The 19,857-nt window shown below is 47.1% G+C and carries 20 protein-coding genes and 1 riboswitch; of the genes, 1 reads left to right on the top strand and 19 read right to left on the bottom strand.

Annotation, left to right across the window (positions count from 1 at the left end; genetic code table 11):
* Nucleotides 1-9 precede the first annotated feature (9 nt).
* From fmt to BMW43_RS00850, 12 genes are all read right to left on the bottom strand, one after another.
* On the bottom strand, nucleotides 10-948 hold the full coding sequence (fmt, locus tag BMW43_RS00795; RefSeq protein ID WP_091743489.1) for a methionyl-tRNA formyltransferase: 939 nt from the start codon (nucleotides 946-948) through the stop codon (nucleotides 10-12).
* Nucleotides 948-1,406, bottom strand: a complete 459-nt coding sequence (gene def / locus BMW43_RS00800; RefSeq protein ID WP_091743490.1) for a peptide deformylase — start codon at nucleotides 1,404-1,406, stop codon at nucleotides 948-950. The genes fmt and def overlap by 1 nt, the downstream gene beginning before the upstream one ends.
* Before the next feature lie 111 nt (nucleotides 1,407-1,517).
* A complete protein-coding gene (gene priA, locus BMW43_RS00805) occupies nucleotides 1,518-3,947 on the bottom strand; it encodes a primosomal protein N' (protein ID WP_091743717.1) in 2,430 nt (809 codons plus the stop codon).
* 110 nt (nucleotides 3,948-4,057) lie between these two features.
* Complete coding sequence (gene metK, locus BMW43_RS00810; RefSeq protein ID WP_091743491.1) at nucleotides 4,058-5,251, bottom strand: methionine adenosyltransferase; 1,194 nt, start codon at nucleotides 5,249-5,251, stop codon at nucleotides 4,058-4,060.
* A gap of 63 nt (nucleotides 5,252-5,314) precedes the next feature.
* Nucleotides 5,315-5,415: riboswitch (SAM riboswitch) on the bottom strand.
* 54 nt (nucleotides 5,416-5,469) lie between these two features.
* Nucleotides 5,470-6,696 carry a bifunctional phosphopantothenoylcysteine decarboxylase/phosphopantothenate--cysteine ligase CoaBC gene (coaBC, locus tag BMW43_RS00815; RefSeq protein ID WP_091743492.1) on the bottom strand — a complete coding sequence of 409 codons (1,227 nt, stop codon included), beginning with the start codon at nucleotides 6,694-6,696 and terminating at the stop codon, nucleotides 5,470-5,472.
* A gap of 10 nt (nucleotides 6,697-6,706) precedes the next feature.
* Nucleotides 6,707-6,913, bottom strand: a complete 207-nt coding sequence (gene rpoZ, locus BMW43_RS00820) for a DNA-directed RNA polymerase subunit omega (protein WP_091743493.1) — start codon at nucleotides 6,911-6,913, stop codon at nucleotides 6,707-6,709.
* A gap of 24 nt (nucleotides 6,914-6,937) precedes the next feature.
* Nucleotides 6,938-7,561, bottom strand: a complete 624-nt coding sequence (gmk, locus tag BMW43_RS00825) for a guanylate kinase (protein ID WP_091743494.1) — start codon at nucleotides 7,559-7,561, stop codon at nucleotides 6,938-6,940.
* A gap of 24 nt (nucleotides 7,562-7,585) precedes the next feature.
* Nucleotides 7,586-7,852 (bottom strand): extracellular matrix/biofilm regulator RemA, encoded by a 267-nt coding sequence (gene remA / locus BMW43_RS00830; protein ID WP_091743495.1) that lies wholly within the window; start codon nucleotides 7,850-7,852, stop codon nucleotides 7,586-7,588.
* A 37-nt stretch (nucleotides 7,853-7,889) separates the two neighbouring features.
* The gene (locus BMW43_RS00835; RefSeq protein WP_091743496.1) at nucleotides 7,890-8,783 is read right to left on the bottom strand and encodes a YicC/YloC family endoribonuclease; all 894 of its coding nucleotides are present in this window, start codon (nucleotides 8,781-8,783) and stop codon (nucleotides 7,890-7,892) included.
* A 128-nt stretch (nucleotides 8,784-8,911) separates the two neighbouring features.
* On the bottom strand, nucleotides 8,912-9,505 hold the full coding sequence (locus BMW43_RS00840) for a hypothetical protein (protein ID WP_091743497.1): 594 nt from the start codon (nucleotides 9,503-9,505) through the stop codon (nucleotides 8,912-8,914).
* Between the two features lie 285 nt (nucleotides 9,506-9,790).
* A complete protein-coding gene (gene dapF / locus BMW43_RS00845; protein ID WP_091743498.1) occupies nucleotides 9,791-10,630 on the bottom strand; it encodes a diaminopimelate epimerase in 840 nt (279 codons plus the stop codon).
* Between the two features lie 56 nt (nucleotides 10,631-10,686).
* Complete coding sequence (locus BMW43_RS00850) at nucleotides 10,687-13,437, bottom strand: calcium-transporting P-type ATPase, PMR1-type (RefSeq protein WP_091743499.1); 2,751 nt, start codon at nucleotides 13,435-13,437, stop codon at nucleotides 10,687-10,689.
* Between the two features lie 182 nt (nucleotides 13,438-13,619).
* Here BMW43_RS00850 and BMW43_RS00855 point away from each other — a divergent pair, with 182 nt between their 5' ends.
* A complete protein-coding gene (locus BMW43_RS00855) occupies nucleotides 13,620-15,383 on the top strand; it encodes an Rqc2 family fibronectin-binding protein (RefSeq protein WP_091743500.1) in 1,764 nt (587 codons plus the stop codon).
* Between the two features lie 42 nt (nucleotides 15,384-15,425).
* Here the strand turns inward: BMW43_RS00855 and pyrR are convergent, their stop codons facing one another.
* The 7 genes from pyrR to BMW43_RS00890 all read right to left on the bottom strand — a co-directional run bounded on the left by pyrR (nucleotide 15,426) and on the right by BMW43_RS00890 (nucleotide 19,799).
* The gene (pyrR, locus tag BMW43_RS00860) at nucleotides 15,426-15,977 is read right to left on the bottom strand and encodes a bifunctional pyr operon transcriptional regulator/uracil phosphoribosyltransferase PyrR (RefSeq protein ID WP_091743501.1); all 552 of its coding nucleotides are present in this window, start codon (nucleotides 15,975-15,977) and stop codon (nucleotides 15,426-15,428) included.
* A gap of 5 nt (nucleotides 15,978-15,982) precedes the next feature.
* A complete protein-coding gene (locus BMW43_RS00865; protein ID WP_091743718.1) occupies nucleotides 15,983-16,894 on the bottom strand; it encodes an RluA family pseudouridine synthase in 912 nt (303 codons plus the stop codon).
* Between the two features lie 7 nt (nucleotides 16,895-16,901).
* Complete coding sequence (gene lspA, locus BMW43_RS00870; protein ID WP_091743502.1) at nucleotides 16,902-17,354, bottom strand: signal peptidase II; 453 nt, start codon at nucleotides 17,352-17,354, stop codon at nucleotides 16,902-16,904.
* 111 nt (nucleotides 17,355-17,465) lie between these two features.
* Nucleotides 17,466-17,660 (bottom strand): hypothetical protein, encoded by a 195-nt coding sequence (locus BMW43_RS00875; protein ID WP_091743503.1) that lies wholly within the window; start codon nucleotides 17,658-17,660, stop codon nucleotides 17,466-17,468.
* Nucleotides 17,660-18,247 carry a UbiA prenyltransferase family protein gene (locus tag BMW43_RS00880; RefSeq protein ID WP_091743504.1) on the bottom strand — a complete coding sequence of 196 codons (588 nt, stop codon included), beginning with the start codon at nucleotides 18,245-18,247 and terminating at the stop codon, nucleotides 17,660-17,662. The genes BMW43_RS00875 and BMW43_RS00880 overlap by 1 nt, the downstream gene beginning before the upstream one ends.
* On the bottom strand, nucleotides 18,228-18,827 hold the full coding sequence (locus BMW43_RS00885) for a GTPase (RefSeq protein WP_091743505.1): 600 nt from the start codon (nucleotides 18,825-18,827) through the stop codon (nucleotides 18,228-18,230). Before BMW43_RS00885 ends, BMW43_RS00880 begins: the two co-directional genes overlap by 20 nt.
* A gap of 3 nt (nucleotides 18,828-18,830) precedes the next feature.
* Entirely contained in the window at nucleotides 18,831-19,799 is a 969-nt protein-coding gene (locus BMW43_RS00890) for an AAA family ATPase (RefSeq protein ID WP_091743506.1), read from the bottom strand.
* Between the last annotated feature and the right edge of the window lie 58 nt (nucleotides 19,800-19,857).

Below are 19,857 nucleotides of genomic sequence, written 5' to 3' on the forward strand. Positions count from 1 at the left end.
CTTCACCCCCTACTCCATTTTTTCCCCTACGACGGGAGAGTATCCGGTAATATATTCACGACTGTTCATGCGTCGCTTACTTTCAGGCTGTAATTCATAAATTTCCAGCGTACCTTTTCCGGTTTCAACAACAAAAGAATCTTCGTTAATCTTACTGATCCGCCCCGGTTGTCCGCTAAAATTACCGTCCACAACTTGAGTCCGCCAAATTTTCACTAGCTTTCCCCGATGGAAAGCAAAGGATCCCGGCCAGGGATTTAACCCTCTGACCAAGTTGTGAATATCCTCTGCCGGACAGGTCCAGTCAATCCTTTCGGTTTGCCGCGAAAGCATCGGCGCATAGGTCGCTTTCGCATGGTCCTGCGAGATACGGGGAGCTTTATTTTCCGTCAGCAACTGAACAGACTTGGCTAACAAAGCGGCCCCGACATGTTTAAGTTTCTCGTATAACTGTCCGGTTGTCTCTTCTGTTCCAATCACTACTTCTTCTTTAAGTAACATATCCCCGGTGTCCATTCCCTCATCCATATACATGGTGGTAACACCCGACTTATTTTCCCCGTTGATGACCACCCAGTGAATGGGCGCCGCTCCCCGGTAATAGGGCAATAAAGAAGCATGCACATTGATGCAGCCCAGCGGGGGCAACTTTAAAATAGCCGGTGACAAAAGCTGGCCAAAAGCAACTACAACAATCAGGTCCGGGTTCCAGGCTCTTAAAGCCGCTACTGCTGCTTCCGTCTTGATTTTTTCCGGCTGAAATACCGGTATGCTGTGAGCCAGAGCTATTTCTTTTACCGGTGAAGCCGTAAATTTCTGCCCCCGGCCCTTCGGTCTGTCCGGCTGGGTAACCACCCCGACCACTTCATGAGGCCCGCTCAGTAATGTTTCCAAACAGGGCACAGCAAAATCAGGCGTTCCCATAAAAACAATACGCAGCTTGGTCATCACTTTTGCCCCTTATAAATGGTCTTTGCCCGTTCAATAAACAGCACGCCTTCCAGATGATCAATTTCATGCTGCAATGCTCTGGCAAAAAAACCGTTCCCTGTAATGGTAACAGTCTTGCCATGACGGTTGAGTCCCTCCACAGTAACCTTGGCATAACGTTCCACTTCGCCAAATACCCCGGGAATACTTAAACAGCCTTCAGTGCCAACCTCCAGATCCTCGTGACTGATAATAACCGGATTGATCAGTTCGACCAAACCTTCGCCAATGTCGACAATAATAACTCTGAGTGATATGCCCACCTGCGGCGCTGCCAGGCCAACCCCATCGGCCGAATACATGGTATCCGCCATATTATCCAGCAATTGTTTAATCTTACGATCTATTTTAACAACCGGTTCCGCATGTTGTTTCAACACTTCGTCGCCGGCTTTTTTTATATCCAATATTGCCATGATGCATCCTCCCCATTTTATTGACTTTAACTGTCCATATTATGTCCAAATTCTAACACAAAAGTTTACGAAAATCTATGAGTTACCTAATGACTTTCCAGGTTTCGCCTCTTACAGTATATTCAAGGGTTCAATATCCAGCAGGACATCACTGCGGCTATTCAGCTTTAGTGCCACTATCTGAGACTTTATATTAGTCAGTTCCTTCGATTTTATTAAAATATTAACGCGGTAGGAATTGTTAATTTTCGCAATAGGCGCAGCAAAAGGTCCTATAATTTCTGTTTGGCGGTCATGCTGCAGTTCTTTTCCCAATTGCCGGACAATCTGCTCAGCCTGACTGCGGGCCTGGTTTTCATCAGAAGAGTAGACGGTAAGTTTGAGCAACTCGCTAAAAGGTGGATACTGCAGGCTTTTTCTGGCCTCAATCTCCTGCCTGTAAAAAACTTCGTAATTATGGGACGAACTGGCCATAATGGCATAATGCTCCGGATTATACGTTTGAATAACCACCTGCCCGGCTTTATCGCCCCGGCCGGCGCGTCCTGCGGCTTGGGTCAGCAGGGAAAAGGTTCGTTCGGCGGAGCGAAAGTCAGGCAAATTCAAAGCTGAATCGGCTGATATAATGCCCACGGCAGTCACGTTTTTTATGTCGTGACCTTTGGCAACCATTTGTGTTCCTAATAAGATATCATATTCTCCCCGTGAGAATGACGCTATAATCCGGTCATGAGCCATTTTTCTGCTGGTAGAATCCTGATCCATACGGATGACCCGGGCCTGAGGAAAGATTTTCCCCAGTTCTTCCTCCAGTTTTTGGGTGCCTGTGCCAAAATAGCGGATATACCGGCTTGCACAGACAGGACAAATATCCGGTGCCGGACAGCTAGCCTGGCAGTAATGGCAGCGCAGCATATTGCTGGAATTATGATATACCATGGAAACGCTGCAGTGCTTGCATTTTATGATATGGCCGCATTCACGGCATAAGACAAAGGTCGCATAACCCCGGCGGTTGAGCAAAATAATAGCCTGTTCCTGCCGGCGCAGCGTATCGGCCAACAATTGCTGCAACGGTGCTGAAATGACACTGCGTCGTCCCTGGGCTAATTCCTCCCGCATGTCGACAATCCGTACATCCGGTAAGAGAGAATGATCGATTCTCTTATCCAGGGTAAGCAATACGTGCCTGCCCTGCTGAGCTGCGTAATAGGTTTCCAACGAAGGTGTCGCGCTGCCTAACAGCAGCACAGCTCCTTCCAATTCAGTCCGTTTAGCGGCCACTTGCCGGGTATGATAATGGGGCTGCTCTTCCTGCTTGTAAGTAAATTCGTGTTCTTCATCAATGACGATAATACCTAAACGGGTTACCGGGGAGAAGACTGCCGACCGGGCGCCAATCACAATACCGGCGCTTTCCTCTTGCAGACGCTGCCAGGCGTCATGCCGTTCCCCGATTGACAGCTTACTGTGCATTACCACCACATCTTCACCAAACCGCTCCTTAAACCGAGACACGATTTGGCTGGTCAAAGCAATCTCCGGCACCAGGACAATCGCCTGGCGATCTTGTTGCCGCACCGCGGCAACAGCTTCAATATATACTTGGGTTTTACCGCTTCCGGTGATTCCATGCAGCAAAAAAGAACGATATTGCTGCTCATCAATAGCAGGTATGATATGGTCAATGGTTTGCTGTTGCTCCGGTGTCAAACGGACAGTCTGCTGCCGGCGTCCCATGCCGGCATAGCTGTTGCGCAGCACCTGGTGCTTCACATTTTTCACCAGTCCGGCTTTTACCAGACGGTTAACCGTATCACGGGTAATCTGCCATGTACTTAGGTCACTATATTTTACTTCTTCTTTTTGCAGCAATAGAGCCAATAAGCGTTTTTGCGCCGGCTTACCGGCTAGCGTTTCCAGATAAGTCTCGGCCTCTTCCGGGGGAATTGCTAACCGTACACTGGTTGTAAACTGGGGCACCGCCCTCTTTTTCGCCGTCGTAGTGCGGACAATTAATTTATTAGCTAATAAATCGTTCAGTGCGGCCTCCGTATAATCACCGAAGATTTTTTTCAACTTTGACAGGACCACCTGTTCATGTGTTTTCAGATAGTCATAGACCGCTTGCGGCTGAAGCGGCAAGCGGGACAGTATTTGTTCCACGACCGCTTGCTCCAGGTCGGGAGTTATGCCGAACTGCTTTTCACTTTTTATGCCGGTTTTTCCCGGAATGAAAAGACGCATAGCCTCGGCTAAGGTACAAAGATAATGCTCGCTGATCCACTTGGCTGTTTGCAGCATGCTGTCACTAAACCAAGCTTGGCTGTCCAATACATCAATAATCGGTTTTACTTCATATTCAGACGAGGTTTCCTCTGACAGAGCGACAATAAAGCCTTCATAGGTTCTGCTCCCGAAAGGCACTACCACCCGCCAGCCGATATCAAGAAAATGCAACGTTTCCGGAATCGCATAGGAAAAAACTTTATCTATATTGCGGGCAGGTAAATTAACACACACTTGAGCTATGCGATTCATCAGTATCCCTTTCATACAAAGAGAGGACTTTACCAAGTCCTCTCCGAGATTTTAAAGCAGGCATATTTTCTATCGTGGTGATACTCTGATTCTTACAGACAGTTGCCGACCTACTGAGTTATCTGAGCAGCCTGGCGTAAAACTGCTGCCTTATCCGTCCGTTCCCAGGGTAAGTCAACATCGGTACGGCCAAAATGACCGTAAGCCGCCGTTTGGCGATAAATTGGCCGGCGTAAATCCAGGGTATTAATAATTCCTGCCGGACGAAGGTCAAAGTGTTTTTCAATCAATTTGACAATAACAGTCTCATCGATCTTAGCCGTGCCGAAGGTTTCCACCATAATAGAGACCGGATGGGCAATACCAATAGCATAAGCCAATTGAATTTCGCACTTATCGGCCAAACCGGCTGCCACCACATTTTTGGCTACATAGCGGGCTGCATACGCCGCGGAACGGTCTACCTTCGTGGGGTCCTTACCGGAAAAAGCGCCGCCGCCATGACGGGCCATCCCGCCGTAAGTATCAACGATGATCTTCCGTCCGGTTAAACCGGCGTCACCCTGGGGTCCGCCTACCACGAAACGGCCTGTCGGATTGATATAATATTTTGTTTCCCCATCCAGCAGATGATCGGGAACGATTGGTCTAATAACCTTTTCCAAAACATCCCGTTCAATCGTGGCGCCATCCACTTCCGGGCCATGTTGTGTAGAAATAACGATAGTGTCCACCCGCACCGGCTTACCATCTTCATATTCCACAGTAACCTGGGTTTTCCCATCAGGACGCAGATAATCGACTTCCCCGCTCTTACGGATGTCGGTTAACCTTTTGGCCAGTTTATGAGCTAAGGAAATCGGAAGAGGCATATATTCTTCCGTTTCGTTGGTTGCATAACCAAACATCATGCCCTGATCGCCGGCACCAATGGCATCAATATTGTCCATTTCACCTTTCTTTGCCTCCAGCGCCTTATCTACACCTAAAGCTATGTCCGGCGACTGTTCGTCGATGGATATGGATACACCGCAGGTATCTCCGTCAAACCCAAATTTGGCACGGGTATAACCAATATCTTTAATTGCTTCGCGGACAATCTTAGGAATCTCCACATAACATTTGGTTGTAATTTCACCGGCCACATGGACCTGCCCGGTAGTAACCAGCGTTTCACAGGCAACTCTCGCCGTCGGGTCCTGGGCAATAATCGCATCCAGAATACTGTCGGAAATCTGATCGGCAATCTTATCCGGATGTCCTTCCGTTACCGACTCTGACGTAAACAATACACGCTTTCCCATGCTAATACCTCCTTATAACAAACCAATAAAAAAACTCTCCAAAACGGGAGAGTAGCTACGTCACTCCCATCTTGTGTAAAACACAGGATTTGGCACCTTTTTAGTCTAGCTAACGGTTGCCGCAGTTTCATCGGGCCAGTCCCTCAACCTGCTCTTGATGAGTAAATCATATGTATTTTCAACAAAATAATTTTAAAATAGAAAAATAGAAAAAGCAACTATTTTTTTACTATTTGCTGAATTTTATCGAAAATGACATCGGCCAACTCCCGTTTCGTCATTTGAGCGATTTCCTCAATCCGTCCGTCCCGGTACAAAAGCTTCACGATATTCGTGTCTGCATTAAAGCCTGCGCCGGCCTGGGTAACATCGTTGGCAACAATCATATCCAGATTCTTTCTCATAAGTTTGTCGCCGGCATGCTCTAGCAGCGACTCCGTCTCAGCAGCAAAACCGATCAGAATCTGCTGGTTTTTACGTTGTCCCAGTTCCAATAAAATATCAGGATTTTTTTCCAGGACTAAAGTAAGCGTATCGCCGGCTTTTTTTATCTTTTGCAGCGCCACCTGCTGAGGTTTATAATCAGCTACAGCCGCCGCTTTAATAACAATATCCGCCACCTGGTACTCAGCCAAAACAGCCTGACGCATTTCTGCCGCCGTCTCCACAGGCACATAGGCTACACCCTCAGGCGGCTTCAATTTAGTGGGACCGGATATCAATGTCACTTGCGCGCCCCGTGCTTTTGCCGCTTCGGCCAGAGCATATCCCATTTTACCGCTGGAGCGATTACCGATATAGCGTACAGGATCTAAGGGTTCTCTGGTTCCTCCTGCCGTAACGATGACCTTTCTCCCGACCAAATCATTTTTTTCAACCGGATTTGCCGGGTTGGCAAGCTGCTTTTTCATAAAATCAACAATATAATCGACAATACAGGCCGGCTCAGGCAGCCTGCCCTGGCCTTCTACGCCGCAGGCCAGCATGCCGCTGGCCGGTTCGATAAAGGAATAGCCCAAAGCCGTAAGCTTGGCTATATTTTGCTGAACCAAAGGATTGTTGTACATATTGGTGTTCATAGCAGGTGCCATGATCACCGGCGCTTGCGTAGCCATAATGGTGGTAGAAAGCATATCATCCGCAATCCCATTGGCTACCTTGCCGATGATGTTCGCCGTGGCGGGCGCCACTACAAATAAATCAGCCGTGCTGGCTAACGCAATGTGTTCTACATTCCAGTGCTTGACTTCACTCCATAGATCAACAGCCACAGGGTTGCCGCTCAATTCCCGGAAGGTTAAGGGAGTCACAAACTCAGTGGCCGCTTTTGTCATGATCACATAGACGGTGGCACCGGCCTTTTTCAAACGGCTTACCAATTCAACGGCTTTATAGGCGGCTATACCTCCGCTCACTCCCACTACTATGTTTTTCCCGTCAATCATGGAGTGCCTCCTATTTTATGCCTGTTTTTGTTCTCTCATAGGAAATCTTGTCACTTGCGACTTCTTCCAGAGCAATGGTCACTTGTTTGTTGGATTTGCTGTCAACTAAAGCGTCTTCGCCGTCCATAATTTCACGGGCCCGTTTAGCCGCCAGCACCACCAGAGTGTATTTACTATCCACTTTACCTACCAAAACATCAAGTGAAGGATGAATCATCAGGTTTTCCCTCCGTTAGTATATTTACGATTCAGCTGTTTTACAGCAACACACGTCGTTAACCAACAGTGTATTGCGCTTTGCATTGCACTTTTCCGCCGTGATAATGGCGGAAATCTTGCGAACAGCTTCTTCTACCAAATCATTTACTACCACATAGTTATAGTGCTGCGCACAGTCAATCTCAAATGTGGCGCAACTGAGCCTGGTTTTTATCGACTCCAGGCTATCGGTCCCCCGTTTATAAATACGGTTGGCCAATTCATTCAGGGAAGGAGGTATGATGTAAATAAAAACTCCTTCCGGAAATTTATTTTTTATCTGCATAGCGCCCTGCGTATCAATCTCCAAAATAACATCCTTACCGTCGTTTAAAAGTTCCATAACATATTGGCGGGGCGTTCCGTAACAATTGCCATATACGTTGGCCCATTCCAGCAAATCATCCTTCGCTATCATTTCCTGAAACTCTTCCTGTGAAACAAACCAGTAGTTTGTACCGTGGACTTCTCCTGCGCGTGCCGCTCTCGTCGTCGCCGATACGGAATAATGCAAATTGGGATAGCTACGCAACAACTCTTTGCAAATTGTCCCTTTACCCGCTCCGGACGGACCGGATAAAACAATTAAGATTCCTTGCTGCGTCATAAAAAAGCTCCTTTCAACGTATATCTATTCTGCACTTTCGTCGCTGGTATCTTTGCTGGCCAGACGGTGGGCTACCGTTTCCGGCTGAACCGCCGACAAAATAACATGGTCGCTGTCCGCAATGATAACCGCCCGGGTACGGCGTCCGTAAGTAGCGTCAATCAGCATACCCCTGTCACGTGCTTCCTGGATGATACGTTTGATAGGAGCCGACTCGGGGCTTACAATGGACACAATCCGGTTAGCAGACACGATATTACCGAAGCCAATATTAATAAGTTTAATTTCCATAAGTTTAAATCCTCCTAAAATTATTTGTAATAAAGTTTTACTCTATATTTTGTATTTGTTCCCGAATCTTCTCGATTTCGCTCTTTACATCCACCACGATATTGGCAACACAGTAATCATTCGCTTTAGAAGCAATGGTGTTGGTTTCCCGGTTGATCTCCTGCACAATAAAATCAAGTTTTCTGCCCACGGGCTCCTCAACGAGCAAGGTCTGTTGAAACTGGGACAAATGGCTTTTTAACCGAACCAGTTCCTCAGTAAAATTAATCCGTTCCGCAACCAGAGCTACCTCTTGCAAAATACGGGCCTCGTCCAACCCCACATTCAGCGTTGCCAGGGTATCCCTCATCCGGTTCAGCAATTTTTCACGGTATTCCACCATGATTTGCGGCGCCCGCTCTTCAATCGCCGCAATAAATCCCGACAGTTTTTCTATTCTGGCAGTCAAATCCTGAGCTATATTGGAGCCTTCCGCCATACGCATCGTCAGCAAATTCCGGCTGGCTATATCCAAAGCCTGGGATAATTTCTCCCACAATAAGAGAGCATCTTCTTCAATGTCCTCCACGCGAATCACATCGGGGTACTTCGCTATGTGATACACGTTTTCTGCTTTACCGCTGCCAGGAATGGCAAAAAGCTCTGTCAATTCTTTCAAGGCATTATGGTAAGCGATTGCCAGGTCTTTGTCAACCCTTACCTCACGATTCTTTTGCCCATATTCATCTATATTGATAAAAACATCAATCCGGCCGCGAAGTAATACATGGGAAAGATGCCGGCGTATCTTATCCTCAAATACGTTAAGATTTCTGGGCATACGAATGACAATCTCGTTATAGCGATGATTTACGGCCTTAATTTCTACCGTCAGCCGATGAGCATTGTCCACATATTCGCCTCGGCCAAAACCGGTCATGCTTTTTAGCACAGTATGTTGCACCGTCCTTTGCGTATGTTATTATTGACGTTACAATTCAGAAATAATCTCATTTTATTTTAAATTACTTCTTCTTACATTGAAAAATTCCTTTTTATACAGGTTTTCATATCCATACTTCATTTTATACGATCCATATTAAAATAAAAGGTATGCTCCTGTTTGTCGGCAGTGAGTATATGCAGCAACGCCGGTTTATCGGTTTGAATATCCTTTTCCTGAAAATAAAAATAACATTGGGCCATATACTGCGGCTTATTGTCAGGCCAATTAGTTTTGGATACCTCTACCGTCGATTGGGCCGCTTTGACTGTACGCTTATCCTGTTTTACCGTAACAGCAGCGTTTTGCATCAATGCGTCATTACCACCGTACAAGGTTGCACTAAAAATGACATAGCCCGAATAGTTCTCCAAGGTTTTACTGCTGTCCGCCGTCTCCACCTGTTTGCCTTGCTGTGCTTTGCCGCGGGCATCAATGGCAATCAATAGAAAGGGGGTGTAAAGATACGCTCGCTCGGCAAACTCATCCAACTTGGGAGCACGTTCTTCAAAGGCCATCCAGGGAGCCAAAAAAGAGGTATACTCTTTTTTTACATTAGCGGTTCCGTAAAGCTGGGCTTCTTTTATTACTTCAAGATTGATTGGGGATATTGCCAGGGCTTGACTACCGATGAGCAGACAAAATATCAGCGCCAAACTAACAATCCTCATGAAGCACCTCCCTTAGTCTTATGGCGTATATTATTATACTTTACACTAAAAAATTCCTGTAAGCGTATGAAAAAAGTCGCCTGTTTGCAGACGACAATGCATTAGTGCGTGTCTTCCAACTATCCGAAACGCTCCCTGACGGTGCTTTTGGGGCCATACTTCATTAAATTTTTTTGAAATAGGGGCTGCTATTCCTGCAAAATTTCGCGTGTCCCTTAGGGTATAATGCGTCTGGCCCCGAAAATCACTCACCTTGGATCATTCCGTTAGTTGGAAGACACACACTTAAAGACGATATTCTCCACGAAACACTTCGATAGCCGGTCCCGTCATAAATATATGATTGTTGTCGCCCCATTCAACAAACAGTTTGCCGCCGTCCAAATGAACGGTAACCTGCCGCTTGGTCTTTTGGTTTAACACGCTTGCCGCCACAGCCGCGCAGGCGCCGGTACCGCAAGCTAAGGTTACTCCTGCACCGCGCTCCCAAACCCTCATCCGGATATTTTCCGCATCAAGTACCTGCACAAATTCCACATTAATCTTTTTGGGAAACAGTTCATGTTTTTCAAGTCCCGGACCAACCAACGGCAAATCAATGCCAGCCGCATCATCCGTGAAAATAACGCAGTGCGGATTTCCCATGGAAACGCAAGTACCGTAATAAAGAACCCCAGCTGCTTCCACCGGAATATGTATAGCAGTGTCATCCGCCTGTCCTGCTACCGGAATAACGCCACGGGTCAGTTTCGGCTCTCCCATATCAACCCGGGCGTTGGCAACCTTGCCGCTTTCAAAAATCAATTCCGAGCGGATAATACCAGCACCGGTTTCCAAACTGATCTTTGTTTTATCGGTCAGACCGTTCTCATATACATAGCGGGCCACGCAGCGAGTTACGTTGCCGCACATTTCCGCTTCACTGCCATCGGAATTAAAAATTCGCATATGAAAATCAGCAACCGCTGAAGAAGAAATTGTAACCAACCCATCGGCACCTATGCCAAAATGCCGGTCACAAACGGCAACCGCCAGTTGATTGCAATCAGTTATAGTCTCCTTAAAGCAGTCGACAAGGACAAAATCATTTCCCAGACCTTGCCATTTGGTAAATTGAAATCTCATATTACAACGCCTCCTTGCGCATCTATGCAACTGTTTTGATATGCTTCAGTGGTTGCCTAAGCACGTTTGGGCTGTGAAAACATATACCTTTTCTTTCGAAAAGCATATCGCACACCGCTTGTGATGAACGTCCAGCCAGAAATGGCTACCACCAGCAGCCAGTCAAAGAGTGACATGGGAACGGTCTGGAATATACCTTGAAAAAAGGGATGATATACTACTCCGATCTGCATTAAAACAGAACCGGTCACCGCCAGCACCAGATACTTATTTTTAGTTAAACCGACCTCAAATGCTGTGAATATCTCCGAACGGCAATCGAAAACATGAAACATCTGTGATAATACCAGTGTAACAAATGCCATCGTTCTTGCCAACTGCAAATTATCCTGCAAAAGATAGACAAGAGCGAAAATTCCTACGGTACTGCAGGAAATCTGGATACCACGCATAATAATTTTCCGGCTGAGCCCCCGAGAAAACACGCTTTCTTCCGGATTTCGCGGCGGTCGCTGCATAATATCGCGTTGGTTCGGATCAATCCCCAGCGCCATGGCCGGAAAACCGTCAGTCACTAAATTCACCCAAAGAATTTGTACCGGCAGCAGTGGCAATGGGAAACCAAGCAGCGAGGCAATAAACATAGTCAAGACCTCTCCCAGATTACAGGACAACAGATAACGGATAAACTTGCGGATATTTTCATAAATGCCCCGGCCTTCCTCTATGGCGGCAACGATAGTCGTAAAATTGTCATCAGCCAGTACCATGGCAGAAGCCTCTTTAGTTACATCCGTCCCGGCTTTCCCCATGGCTACCCCGATATTAGCCTCTTTTATAGCCGGGGCATCATTAATTCCGTCACCGGTCATAGCCACAACATGGCCGCGGCGTTTCAACGCTTTTACAATTCTCAGCTTATGGGCGGGAGATACCCGGGCATACACAGCAACTTGATCGACAATTTTATCAAGTTCTTTGTCATCCAGCTTTTCCAGCTCGTGCCCGGCAAGAGCATAACTGCTATTTTCCTGGTAGATCTGCAATTCGCTCGCAATGGCGATGGCCGTATCCCGATGGTCACCGGTGATCATAACCGTCTTGATCCCCGCCTGCCGGCAAGATAGAATAGCCTGCTTCACTTCACTGCGCGGCGGATCGATCATGCCGATTAATCCGGCAAAGACCATATCCCGTTCCACGCTTTCATCCAGAGCATCCTTATTGACCTGCTGTGGTCCCAGCTTACGGTAAGCCAGGGCCAAAACACGCAAGGCCTGTGAGGCCATACCGTCATGGGCAGTCATGATTTGTTCCTTCATTTCAGGCGTAAGTATAACTTCCACATTGCCCTTATTATAATATTTACACACCTCCATAACAGTATCGGCAGCGCCTTTGGTATATAAAGTATATAAGCCCTTCTGACCATACACTACCGACATGCATCTACGCTCCGATGTAAACGGTACTTCACCCAAACGGGGTTGCGTTTTTTCCACCGTTTCCCGCCATATACCGGCTTTTCCCGCCGCCACTACTAACGCCCCTTCGGTGGGATCACCTTCGATCGACCAGCTATCAGCCTGAGCCCTGCGCCATAAGCCGCTGATGCCCACATTATTGCGTTTAAGAACACTGTTATTGCACAAAGCGCCAACCGTTAAGCATACCTGCAGCGCTTTTTCCCGCTGGAGATTTACTTTGGCTTGATTAAGAAGAAACTCCCCTTTAATATCATACCCGTTTCCGGTCACTTCAAACGCATGACTCCCGGCAAAAACCTGCCGTACCGTCATGGTATTTTGCGTCAACGTGCCTGTTTTATCCGAGCAGATTACCGTCGTGCAGCCCAGCGTCTCCACGGCCGGCAACTTACGGATAATTGCATTGCGGCGAATCATGCGCTGAACACCCAAAGCAAGCGAAACTGTCACAATTGCCGGCAGGCCTTCCGGAATAGCAGCAACTGCTAAACTAATTCCCGCCATGCACATTAAAAAAAGCGGTTCCCCTTTCCAGATGCCGGTAAGCACTACAACCAGGCAAACAGCCAGGCAACCCCAAACCAGTAAGTGCCCCAGTTTAGCCAGCCTGATTTCCAGCGGTGTAGGTTCCTGTTCTGCCGTCTGTAGCATATCGGCAATGCGCCCGACTTCTGTCCGCATGCCGGTATCACAAACAATGGCGGTCCCCCGCCCCCTGGTGACGCTTGTACCGGCGTACACCATGTTTTTCCGGTCACCCAAAGCGCTGGCTTCGTTGCAGAGCAAGCTTGCCGCCTTACTTACCGGCAGCGATTCCCCGGTTAAGGCGGCCTCTTCTATCTCCAAACCTTTCGTTTCTATCAAACGGCAATCGGCAGCCAGTTTGTCGCCTGTCTCTATAATCAGAATATCACCGGGCACAAGCTCTCTGGCCGGGATTTGCTGCAAATTTCCGTTACGCAGGACTCTGGCAGTTGGTGCGGATAGTTTCTGTAAGGCTTGCAAGGATTTTTCGGCCCTATATTCCTGTACAAAACCTAAAATGGCATTAATGATTACAATAATTAAGATCGTGGCCGCATCGGCAAATTCCCCTAAAAAGGCTGAAATTAATGTAGCTGCCAGCAATACCAGCACCATAAAATCCTGAAACTGGGCTACAAGTTTTTTCCACCATGCTATTTTCTCCTGGGCTGCCATTTCATTAAAACCAAACCGTTGCAATTTTTCTTTAACTTCTTTAGAGGATAAACCTTCGTTAACTTCAGTTTGCCAAAATCCGATGATCTCGTCTACAGTACGCCTATGCCACTGTTCCATATCAGCCCGTTCACCTCGCTAAGTATTGGTCATATACCCATGTTATTCGAAAAAACAGGTAATTAGACCAAATACCGCCTATCCCTCCGGCAACAACCGGGCTGTCAACAAGGCTGAACACTTGTTTGACCGTATAAAGCCTGCATGATATACTAGGGACAAATCATTCGGAGGCATTTTTTATGAGTCTTGACGGTTTTTCCTTATCCTTATTGATTACAGAACTTAACCAAACCTTAACAGGCGGCCGGATTGATCGGATTTATCAACCGGATAAACATACCCTGACCTTGCTTGTGCGGCAGCTAAACGAAACAATACGTTTATTGATTAGTATTAAACCGGAAAATCCCTGCATGTACATAAGTGCCGCCTTGCCGGAAAATCCTGCAGCTCCGCCCGCGTTTTGCATGCTACTCCGCAAACACCTGGAAGACGGACGCATTGCATCCCTCTCCCAACACGGCCTGGACCGTACAGTGTTTATTGACATCGACGTCAGAAATGAACGGGGCGAGCTGGTAACCAAGCGTCTGGTGGTCGAACTGATGGGTAAACACAGCAATATTATTTTCACGCAAAACAACCTGATTGTTGATGCCATTCGCCGCATCGGGACCAATGTAAGCTCCTACCGGCAGGTACTTCCCGGCAGGCAGTATGAATATCCCCCGGGTCCTTTAGGACATGATCTATTACGCGGCAGTATCCCCGATTTCATAGCACAGCTTTCCCTGGAAAACGATCTTTCCCTGGCTAAGGCCATTGTAAAAATCACCAGCGGCATAGGTCCGGTAACAGCCCGTGAAATCGTCTGGCGCAGCGGACTCCCGGCGGATATTATGGTGAATGCTTTGGATAAATCCGATCTTGCCGCCGTATCCGAAGCAATTTACAGCATTAGAAACTTACTCCAGAAAGACCCTTTGCAGCCATCGCTGGTTATGGATGCGACTAACCGCATCGTCGCTATGGCTGCTTTTAAACTGGAGCACCTCACGGCAGGTCAGCGGCAAACCTTTCCTACCATGAGCCAACTACTCGAATTTACCAGTGATCAAAAGGGAATCCAAAAGCCGCCGGAAAAAATCATGGTAGAAAAACTGCTGACCGGTGAAATCAGTAAGCAAAAACGCAAACTTGCTGCGCTAACCGCGGAACTGGCCGATGCCAATGCCTGTGACCAGCTTCGCCTGTACGCCGACATTTTGATGGCTCATCTGTACCAGTCCTTGCCTACCCGCTGCGAACAGATTATTCTGCCCAATATATACAGCACCACCGAAGGGGACACCGCGATAATTCCGCTTGACCCATCCCTGTCGGTTTTGGAAAACGCCCAGGCATATTACGGAAAATATAACAAACTTAAGCGGGCTCAGGACTTGCTTGCCGAACAACTTTCTCATTGCCGTCAGGAAATAGCCTATCTGGAAAGCATCCAGGTGGCATTGGCCGACACTTCCTTACAGGCAGAGCTAGCCGAAATCAAACAGGAACTTACCCAGGCAGGCTATGTTAAGCCTACGGCGAAGCGCCGTTCTCCTACCGCTCCAACCGCTCCCTTACAGGTAGCGTCAAGCAATGGAGCAATCATATTGATCGGCAAGAACAACCGTCAAAACGATGCTCTTACCTGTAAACAGGCACGTCCGGATGATCTGTGGTTCCATGCCAAAGATATTCCGGGGTCTCACGTCATTCTCCGTACCGAGACAGTGCCGCCGCCGGAACAAATCATTCGGGAAGCGGCACAATTAGCAGCCTATTTTAGTAAAGCCCGGCAATCCGCCAATGTTCCGGTTGACTTTACCAAGCGGCGTCATGTAAAAAAACCGGCCGGTGCCAAACCGGGATTTGTCATTTATGATCATCAAAAAACTTTGTATGTGACACCACCGGACGAACAAACCGTTCAGCAAAAGCTCAAGGAAACCGGGAAATAACGGAATAAAAATAAGTCGCCCTACTAGCAAGGCGACTTATTTTTATTCCGTTATTTCTTCGATAACAACCTGATCGTTTCCGTCAACCTGTGATAATTTCACACTAACAATCTCCCGGCTGGCGGTGGGAACATTTTTACCGACATAATCCGCTCTGATCGGCAGCTCACGATGGCCACGGTCAACCAAAACGGCAAGCTGGATAACCTTGGCCCGGCCAATATCCATTACCGCGTCCAGCGCTGCCCGGGCCGTTCTGCCGGTGTATAATACATCGTCAACCAAGATGATTTTCTTGCCGTTAATATCGCCGGGGATTTGTGTCTGATGCACAATCGGCTGATAACTGAGCGTGGATAAATCATCCCGGTATAAAGTAATATCCAAAATACCGACCGGAACCTTTACACCCTCTATCTTTTCAATAGTCGCCGCCAGGCGCTCTGCCAACGGCACGCCGCGCGTCCGTATCCCCACCAGGATAATATCCTGTACCCCTTTATTCTTTTCAATAACCTCATGGGCAACTCGTGTAATGGCCCGTTGTAAAGCCTGCGCATCCATCAATACGGTTTTTTCAACTCTATTAGCCATGCCTCTCACCCTTTTCTGTTTTGTAAGCTGTTTAATATGCTTTGCATGTCATCAGGCAACGGTGCTTCAAAGACCATTTCCTGTCCGGTAACCGGATGTTCCAATCTTAATTTTTTACCGTGTAAAGCCTGTCCGTCAATCGAAAATCGTGATTTAGGCGATCCGTATTTTGGATCACCGACCACCGGATGACCGATATAGGCCATGTGTACCCTGATTTGATGGGTTCGCCCGGTTAAAAGCTTGCATTCTACCAAGGTATATTCGCCAAAACGTGTAATCACTGTAAAGTTGGTAATGGCCTCCTTACTATTACTAAACGTAACGGCCATTTTTTTCCGGTCAGTGGGATGACGGCCAATCGGCGCATGAATGGTTCCGGTGTCCTCCTTAATATTGCCTTGTACAATCGCCCAGTAGATCCGGCCGGCCGTCCGGTTTTTTATTTGCTGAGCCAGGCTGACATGAGCCCGGTCATTCTTGGCCGCTACCATCACACCGGAAGTATCCTTATCCAAACGGTGTACAATCCCCGGCCGGATTTCTCCATTTATACCGGATAAATTAGTACAATGCTCCAATAAAGCATTGACCAGCGTTCCCTGATAATTGCCGGTAGCCGGATGTACCACCATACCCCGCGCTTTATTTATAACAATAATATCTTCATCTTCATAGAGTATGTCAAGCGGAATGTCCTCGGCCAGCACATCGACTGTTTTGGGCTCTGGCCATATTACTTTGACAATATCACCCGGTTGTACCCGGTAATTTGCTTTTGCCTCTTTCGCATTTACCGTAACCTGCTTGTCACGGATCAGCTTCTGGACAAAGCTCCGGGTCGTATCCGGCAACCGGTTGGTCAAAAACACATCCAGCCGTTCATTAGGTATCACAGTTTCATCCACTACGGCCATTACTTCTTCATTCACTCTCGTTCAGTCCTTTTTTAAAAAAGATGATATCAATAATAATTACAATCACACCGGTCACAATCGCGATATCCGCCACATTAAAAACCGGCCAGATTCTAAAATCAAAAAAATCAACCACATAACTAGTCTTAAGCCGGTCAATCACATTACCCACCGCACCGCCGGTCATGAGACAAATTCCTGCCCGCAATAAAATATCCTCCCGGGGAATGCGAGGATAAAAATATAGGACTGCCCCAACCATGAGAGTAGCTATCAAAACAAAAAAAGCTGTTTTGTGCTCCAATATGCCAAAAGCCGCTCCCGGATTTAAAACATAAGTAATATGAAAAATCTTTGGAATAACCGGTATGGACATGCCTGGCTCTAAATGGGTTTGAATATAGTACTTAGTCAATTGATCCACAATAATTACAAGTATTGATAACAGTAATATTGGCACAAGGGTTCGCTCCTATTCTTATTCAGCAATGGCGCCTGTTTATTTAGAGATAGTTACATCATACCTAACTTTTTCTAAAACGTAAAGAATTATGGAGCTATTTATTGACTTTTATCCTTTCGCACTATCAGATTCTTTTGCAATACGATCCTGCCGGCACAAGCTGCAGATGCCGGTTTCCAACGTTTGCTGTCGCAACAACAAACGAGTCTCAGCCATACCCCGGGCCTGGCCAGTTTGTTCACCCCGGTGCTTGCCAAGCAAATATCCTGCCAAAAACGACAGAAGTACCAGCAATACTATCACTAAGCGCATACCTCCTGGTAATAATAATTTATTATATAAAATAAGGCTACACCACAAAATACAGGCTCGAATACAGCTTGATCCAATATCCAGGCAAGGGTCAGACAACAAGCAGCAGCTAAGATGCTTTCCAATACACCAAACCGGTAGGCCAGATTACGATATCCCGTCAGTTCATCTGCCCTCAGATCAATACAGTCATCGATTAATTGCACGGCGAAGACAAAAACAAGTGAAAAAACCATCATCGTCCATCCGGCCAGTACACCGCCAAGTATAAAGGCTACAACTGACTCCTGAGCGCCTGTCAGTCGACTGGGAAATAAATTGTGTAAGTCCTGGAACATACCGACCATATAGCTTCCCATGAATAAGCCGATACTCACGGCGTTATGCAGCGCCGAGGCAATTAACATGCTGATCAGGGCATAAAACATTGTCCCCCGCCCCAGCCTGACAGCCCAGTTTTTATACCGCCTTTTTTCATCCACCTCGCAATCCAGATAGTCATCGGCAAGCTTTATGGCGCCGGCACAAAATAAAACGGCCAGAAACATTTTAACCCAGTCAGATAGTATGTCTAACATAGTTTTTCACCTCTCTAAAACCATGCAGATAAAGTGCCGATATAGTTAATATCGGCGTATCGGGAAACAGCATTGGCAGTCTTTTGACAGAGTCTCTTGCCACAGGCAAATCAATCTTATTCGCCAACAGAACATAATTGCGTCGCGTCATGCCATAGCTATATATCTCCCGGTCAATCTCCGTCCCGACATTGTGCTCTCTGATAGCCGTTAAATCAACGATATGTAAAATACCTTCCGCTGATCGCAATATTTTAAGGGTTTGGGCCATTCCCCTCCGGATAGTTTCATCAGGATGAATACTTTCACTAATGCCGCAAGTGTCGGTCAGCATGAAATTGGCCGTTGTCTTGCCAACCGGGATTTTAAGGACAAAAGACTGCACGAGACGGGTTTTATGCAAGGTCATCGCGCAGAGTTCCCGTTTTGCCTCTTCGATGGAAAAATGCCGGCAGGTCATAAGTCCGTCAAAGCTCTTTGCCGTTATATCCACTGTCCGGCTTCCCAAATAATCGGCAAAATTTAAGGCAAACATGGTTTTACCGGAGTTAGGCCTGCCGACAATCACCAGTTCCCGCACTCTCTATTTCACCTCCAGAAGGTCTTCCGCTTCCAGTGTAACTAAATCCTCTCTGGTTGTGACTTGTTTGGCCATCAACCTGACCGCCTGTCGGCGGATTGCTCTTTCTATAATATTACGAATCGTCCTGGCATTGCCAAAATGCTCTTCTTTCTCACCGGAAGGACGGATCAGCAGTTTTAATAAAGCCAGCTTTGCTTCCTTCGTAAACCGGTACTGACGTTTGTTGCACATCTGTTCCGAAATAGCCAGTAATTCTTCCTGTGTATAATCAAGGAAATTAATATGAATGGGAAAACGGGAATGTAGCCCCGGGTTGGCTTGGAGAAAGCCATCCATTTCGTCTCTATAACCGGCTAATATCAGAATCAGTTCATTTTTGTGATCCTCCATGGCTTTTACCAGCACGTCAATTGATTCTTTGCCAAAATCCTTTTCCCCGCCCCGGGCCAGCGAATAAGCCTCGTCAATGAATAAAATTCCTCCATAGGCCTTTTTCAATTGCTCCCGGGTTTTTTGCGCCGTATGTCCAATATATTCGCCGACCAAATCAGCCCGCTCGACTTCCAGCAAATGGCCACGGCTTAAAACACCCATTTCACAGAAAATTTTTCCCAGAATACGGGCCACCGTAGTCTTGCCGGTTCCGGGATTACCTTTAAAAATCATGTGCAAAACCAAAGGTTCGGTAATTAAATGCTCCTTTTCCCGGCGTTTTTGAATTTCCAGAAAAGCGTATATTTCTCTAACCAGTTTTTTCACTTCGTTCAGACCAATGAGAGCATCCAATTCCCGCAAAATCTCTTCCATCTTTTTGCTGCTGTCTTCAGCTTTTTGTTTACTGCTTGCAGGTTTTCGCATAGCTGCATCCATCCGCTGATCCATATCCCGCATTTGCCGGAAACCGTCCAGTGCCGATATATCGCCTGCGGCGATTGCTGTAATGACCTCCTGGGGACATATGTATTTCATTACTGTTCACCTCGCCGTCTATCGGTGATATACAGTATACGCAGCTACTCCCTAAAAT

Origin of the sequence: Propionispora vibrioides (assembly GCF_900110485.1) — a bacterium.
GTDB lineage: Bacteria > Bacillota > Negativicutes > Propionisporales > Propionisporaceae > Propionispora > Propionispora vibrioides.

Excerpts from the sequence above, each read along its gene's own strand:
- def (WP_091743490.1), bottom strand. The coding sequence starts at position 1,406 with ATGGCAATATTGGATATAAAAAAAGCCGGCGACGAAGTGTTGAAACAA.
- gmk (WP_091743494.1), bottom strand. The coding sequence starts at position 7,561 with ATGACGCAGCAAGGAATCTTAATTGTTTTATCCGGTCCGTCCGGAGCG.
- BMW43_RS00880 (WP_091743504.1), bottom strand. The coding sequence starts at position 18,247 with ATGTTAGACATACTATCTGACTGGGTTAAAATGTTTCTGGCCGTTTTA.
- dapF (WP_091743498.1), bottom strand. The coding sequence starts at position 10,630 with ATGAGATTTCAATTTACCAAATGGCAAGGTCTGGGAAATGATTTTGTC.
- BMW43_RS00840 (WP_091743497.1), bottom strand. The coding sequence starts at position 9,505 with ATGAGGATTGTTAGTTTGGCGCTGATATTTTGTCTGCTCATCGGTAGT.
- priA (WP_091743717.1), bottom strand. The coding sequence starts at position 3,947 with ATGAATCGCATAGCTCAAGTGTGTGTTAATTTACCTGCCCGCAATATA.
- fmt (WP_091743489.1), bottom strand. The coding sequence starts at position 948 with ATGACCAAGCTGCGTATTGTTTTTATGGGAACGCCTGATTTTGCTGTG.
- BMW43_RS00890 (WP_091743506.1), bottom strand. The coding sequence starts at position 19,799 with ATGAAATACATATGTCCCCAGGAGGTCATTACAGCAATCGCCGCAGGC.
- BMW43_RS00855 (WP_091743500.1), top strand. The coding sequence starts at position 13,620 with ATGAGTCTTGACGGTTTTTCCTTATCCTTATTGATTACAGAACTTAAC.
- rpoZ (WP_091743493.1), bottom strand. The coding sequence starts at position 6,913 with ATGATTCATCCTTCACTTGATGTTTTGGTAGGTAAAGTGGATAGTAAA.
- pyrR (WP_091743501.1), bottom strand. The coding sequence starts at position 15,977 with ATGGCTAATAGAGTTGAAAAAACCGTATTGATGGATGCGCAGGCTTTA.
- remA (WP_091743495.1), bottom strand. The coding sequence starts at position 7,852 with ATGGAAATTAAACTTATTAATATTGGCTTCGGTAATATCGTGTCTGCT.
- BMW43_RS00865 (WP_091743718.1), bottom strand. The coding sequence starts at position 16,894 with ATGGCCGTAGTGGATGAAACTGTGATACCTAATGAACGGCTGGATGTG.
- BMW43_RS00850 (WP_091743499.1), bottom strand. The coding sequence starts at position 13,437 with ATGGAACAGTGGCATAGGCGTACTGTAGACGAGATCATCGGATTTTGG.
- coaBC (WP_091743492.1), bottom strand. The coding sequence starts at position 6,696 with ATGATTGACGGGAAAAACATAGTAGTGGGAGTGAGCGGAGGTATAGCC.
- metK (WP_091743491.1), bottom strand. The coding sequence starts at position 5,251 with ATGGGAAAGCGTGTATTGTTTACGTCAGAGTCGGTAACGGAAGGACAT.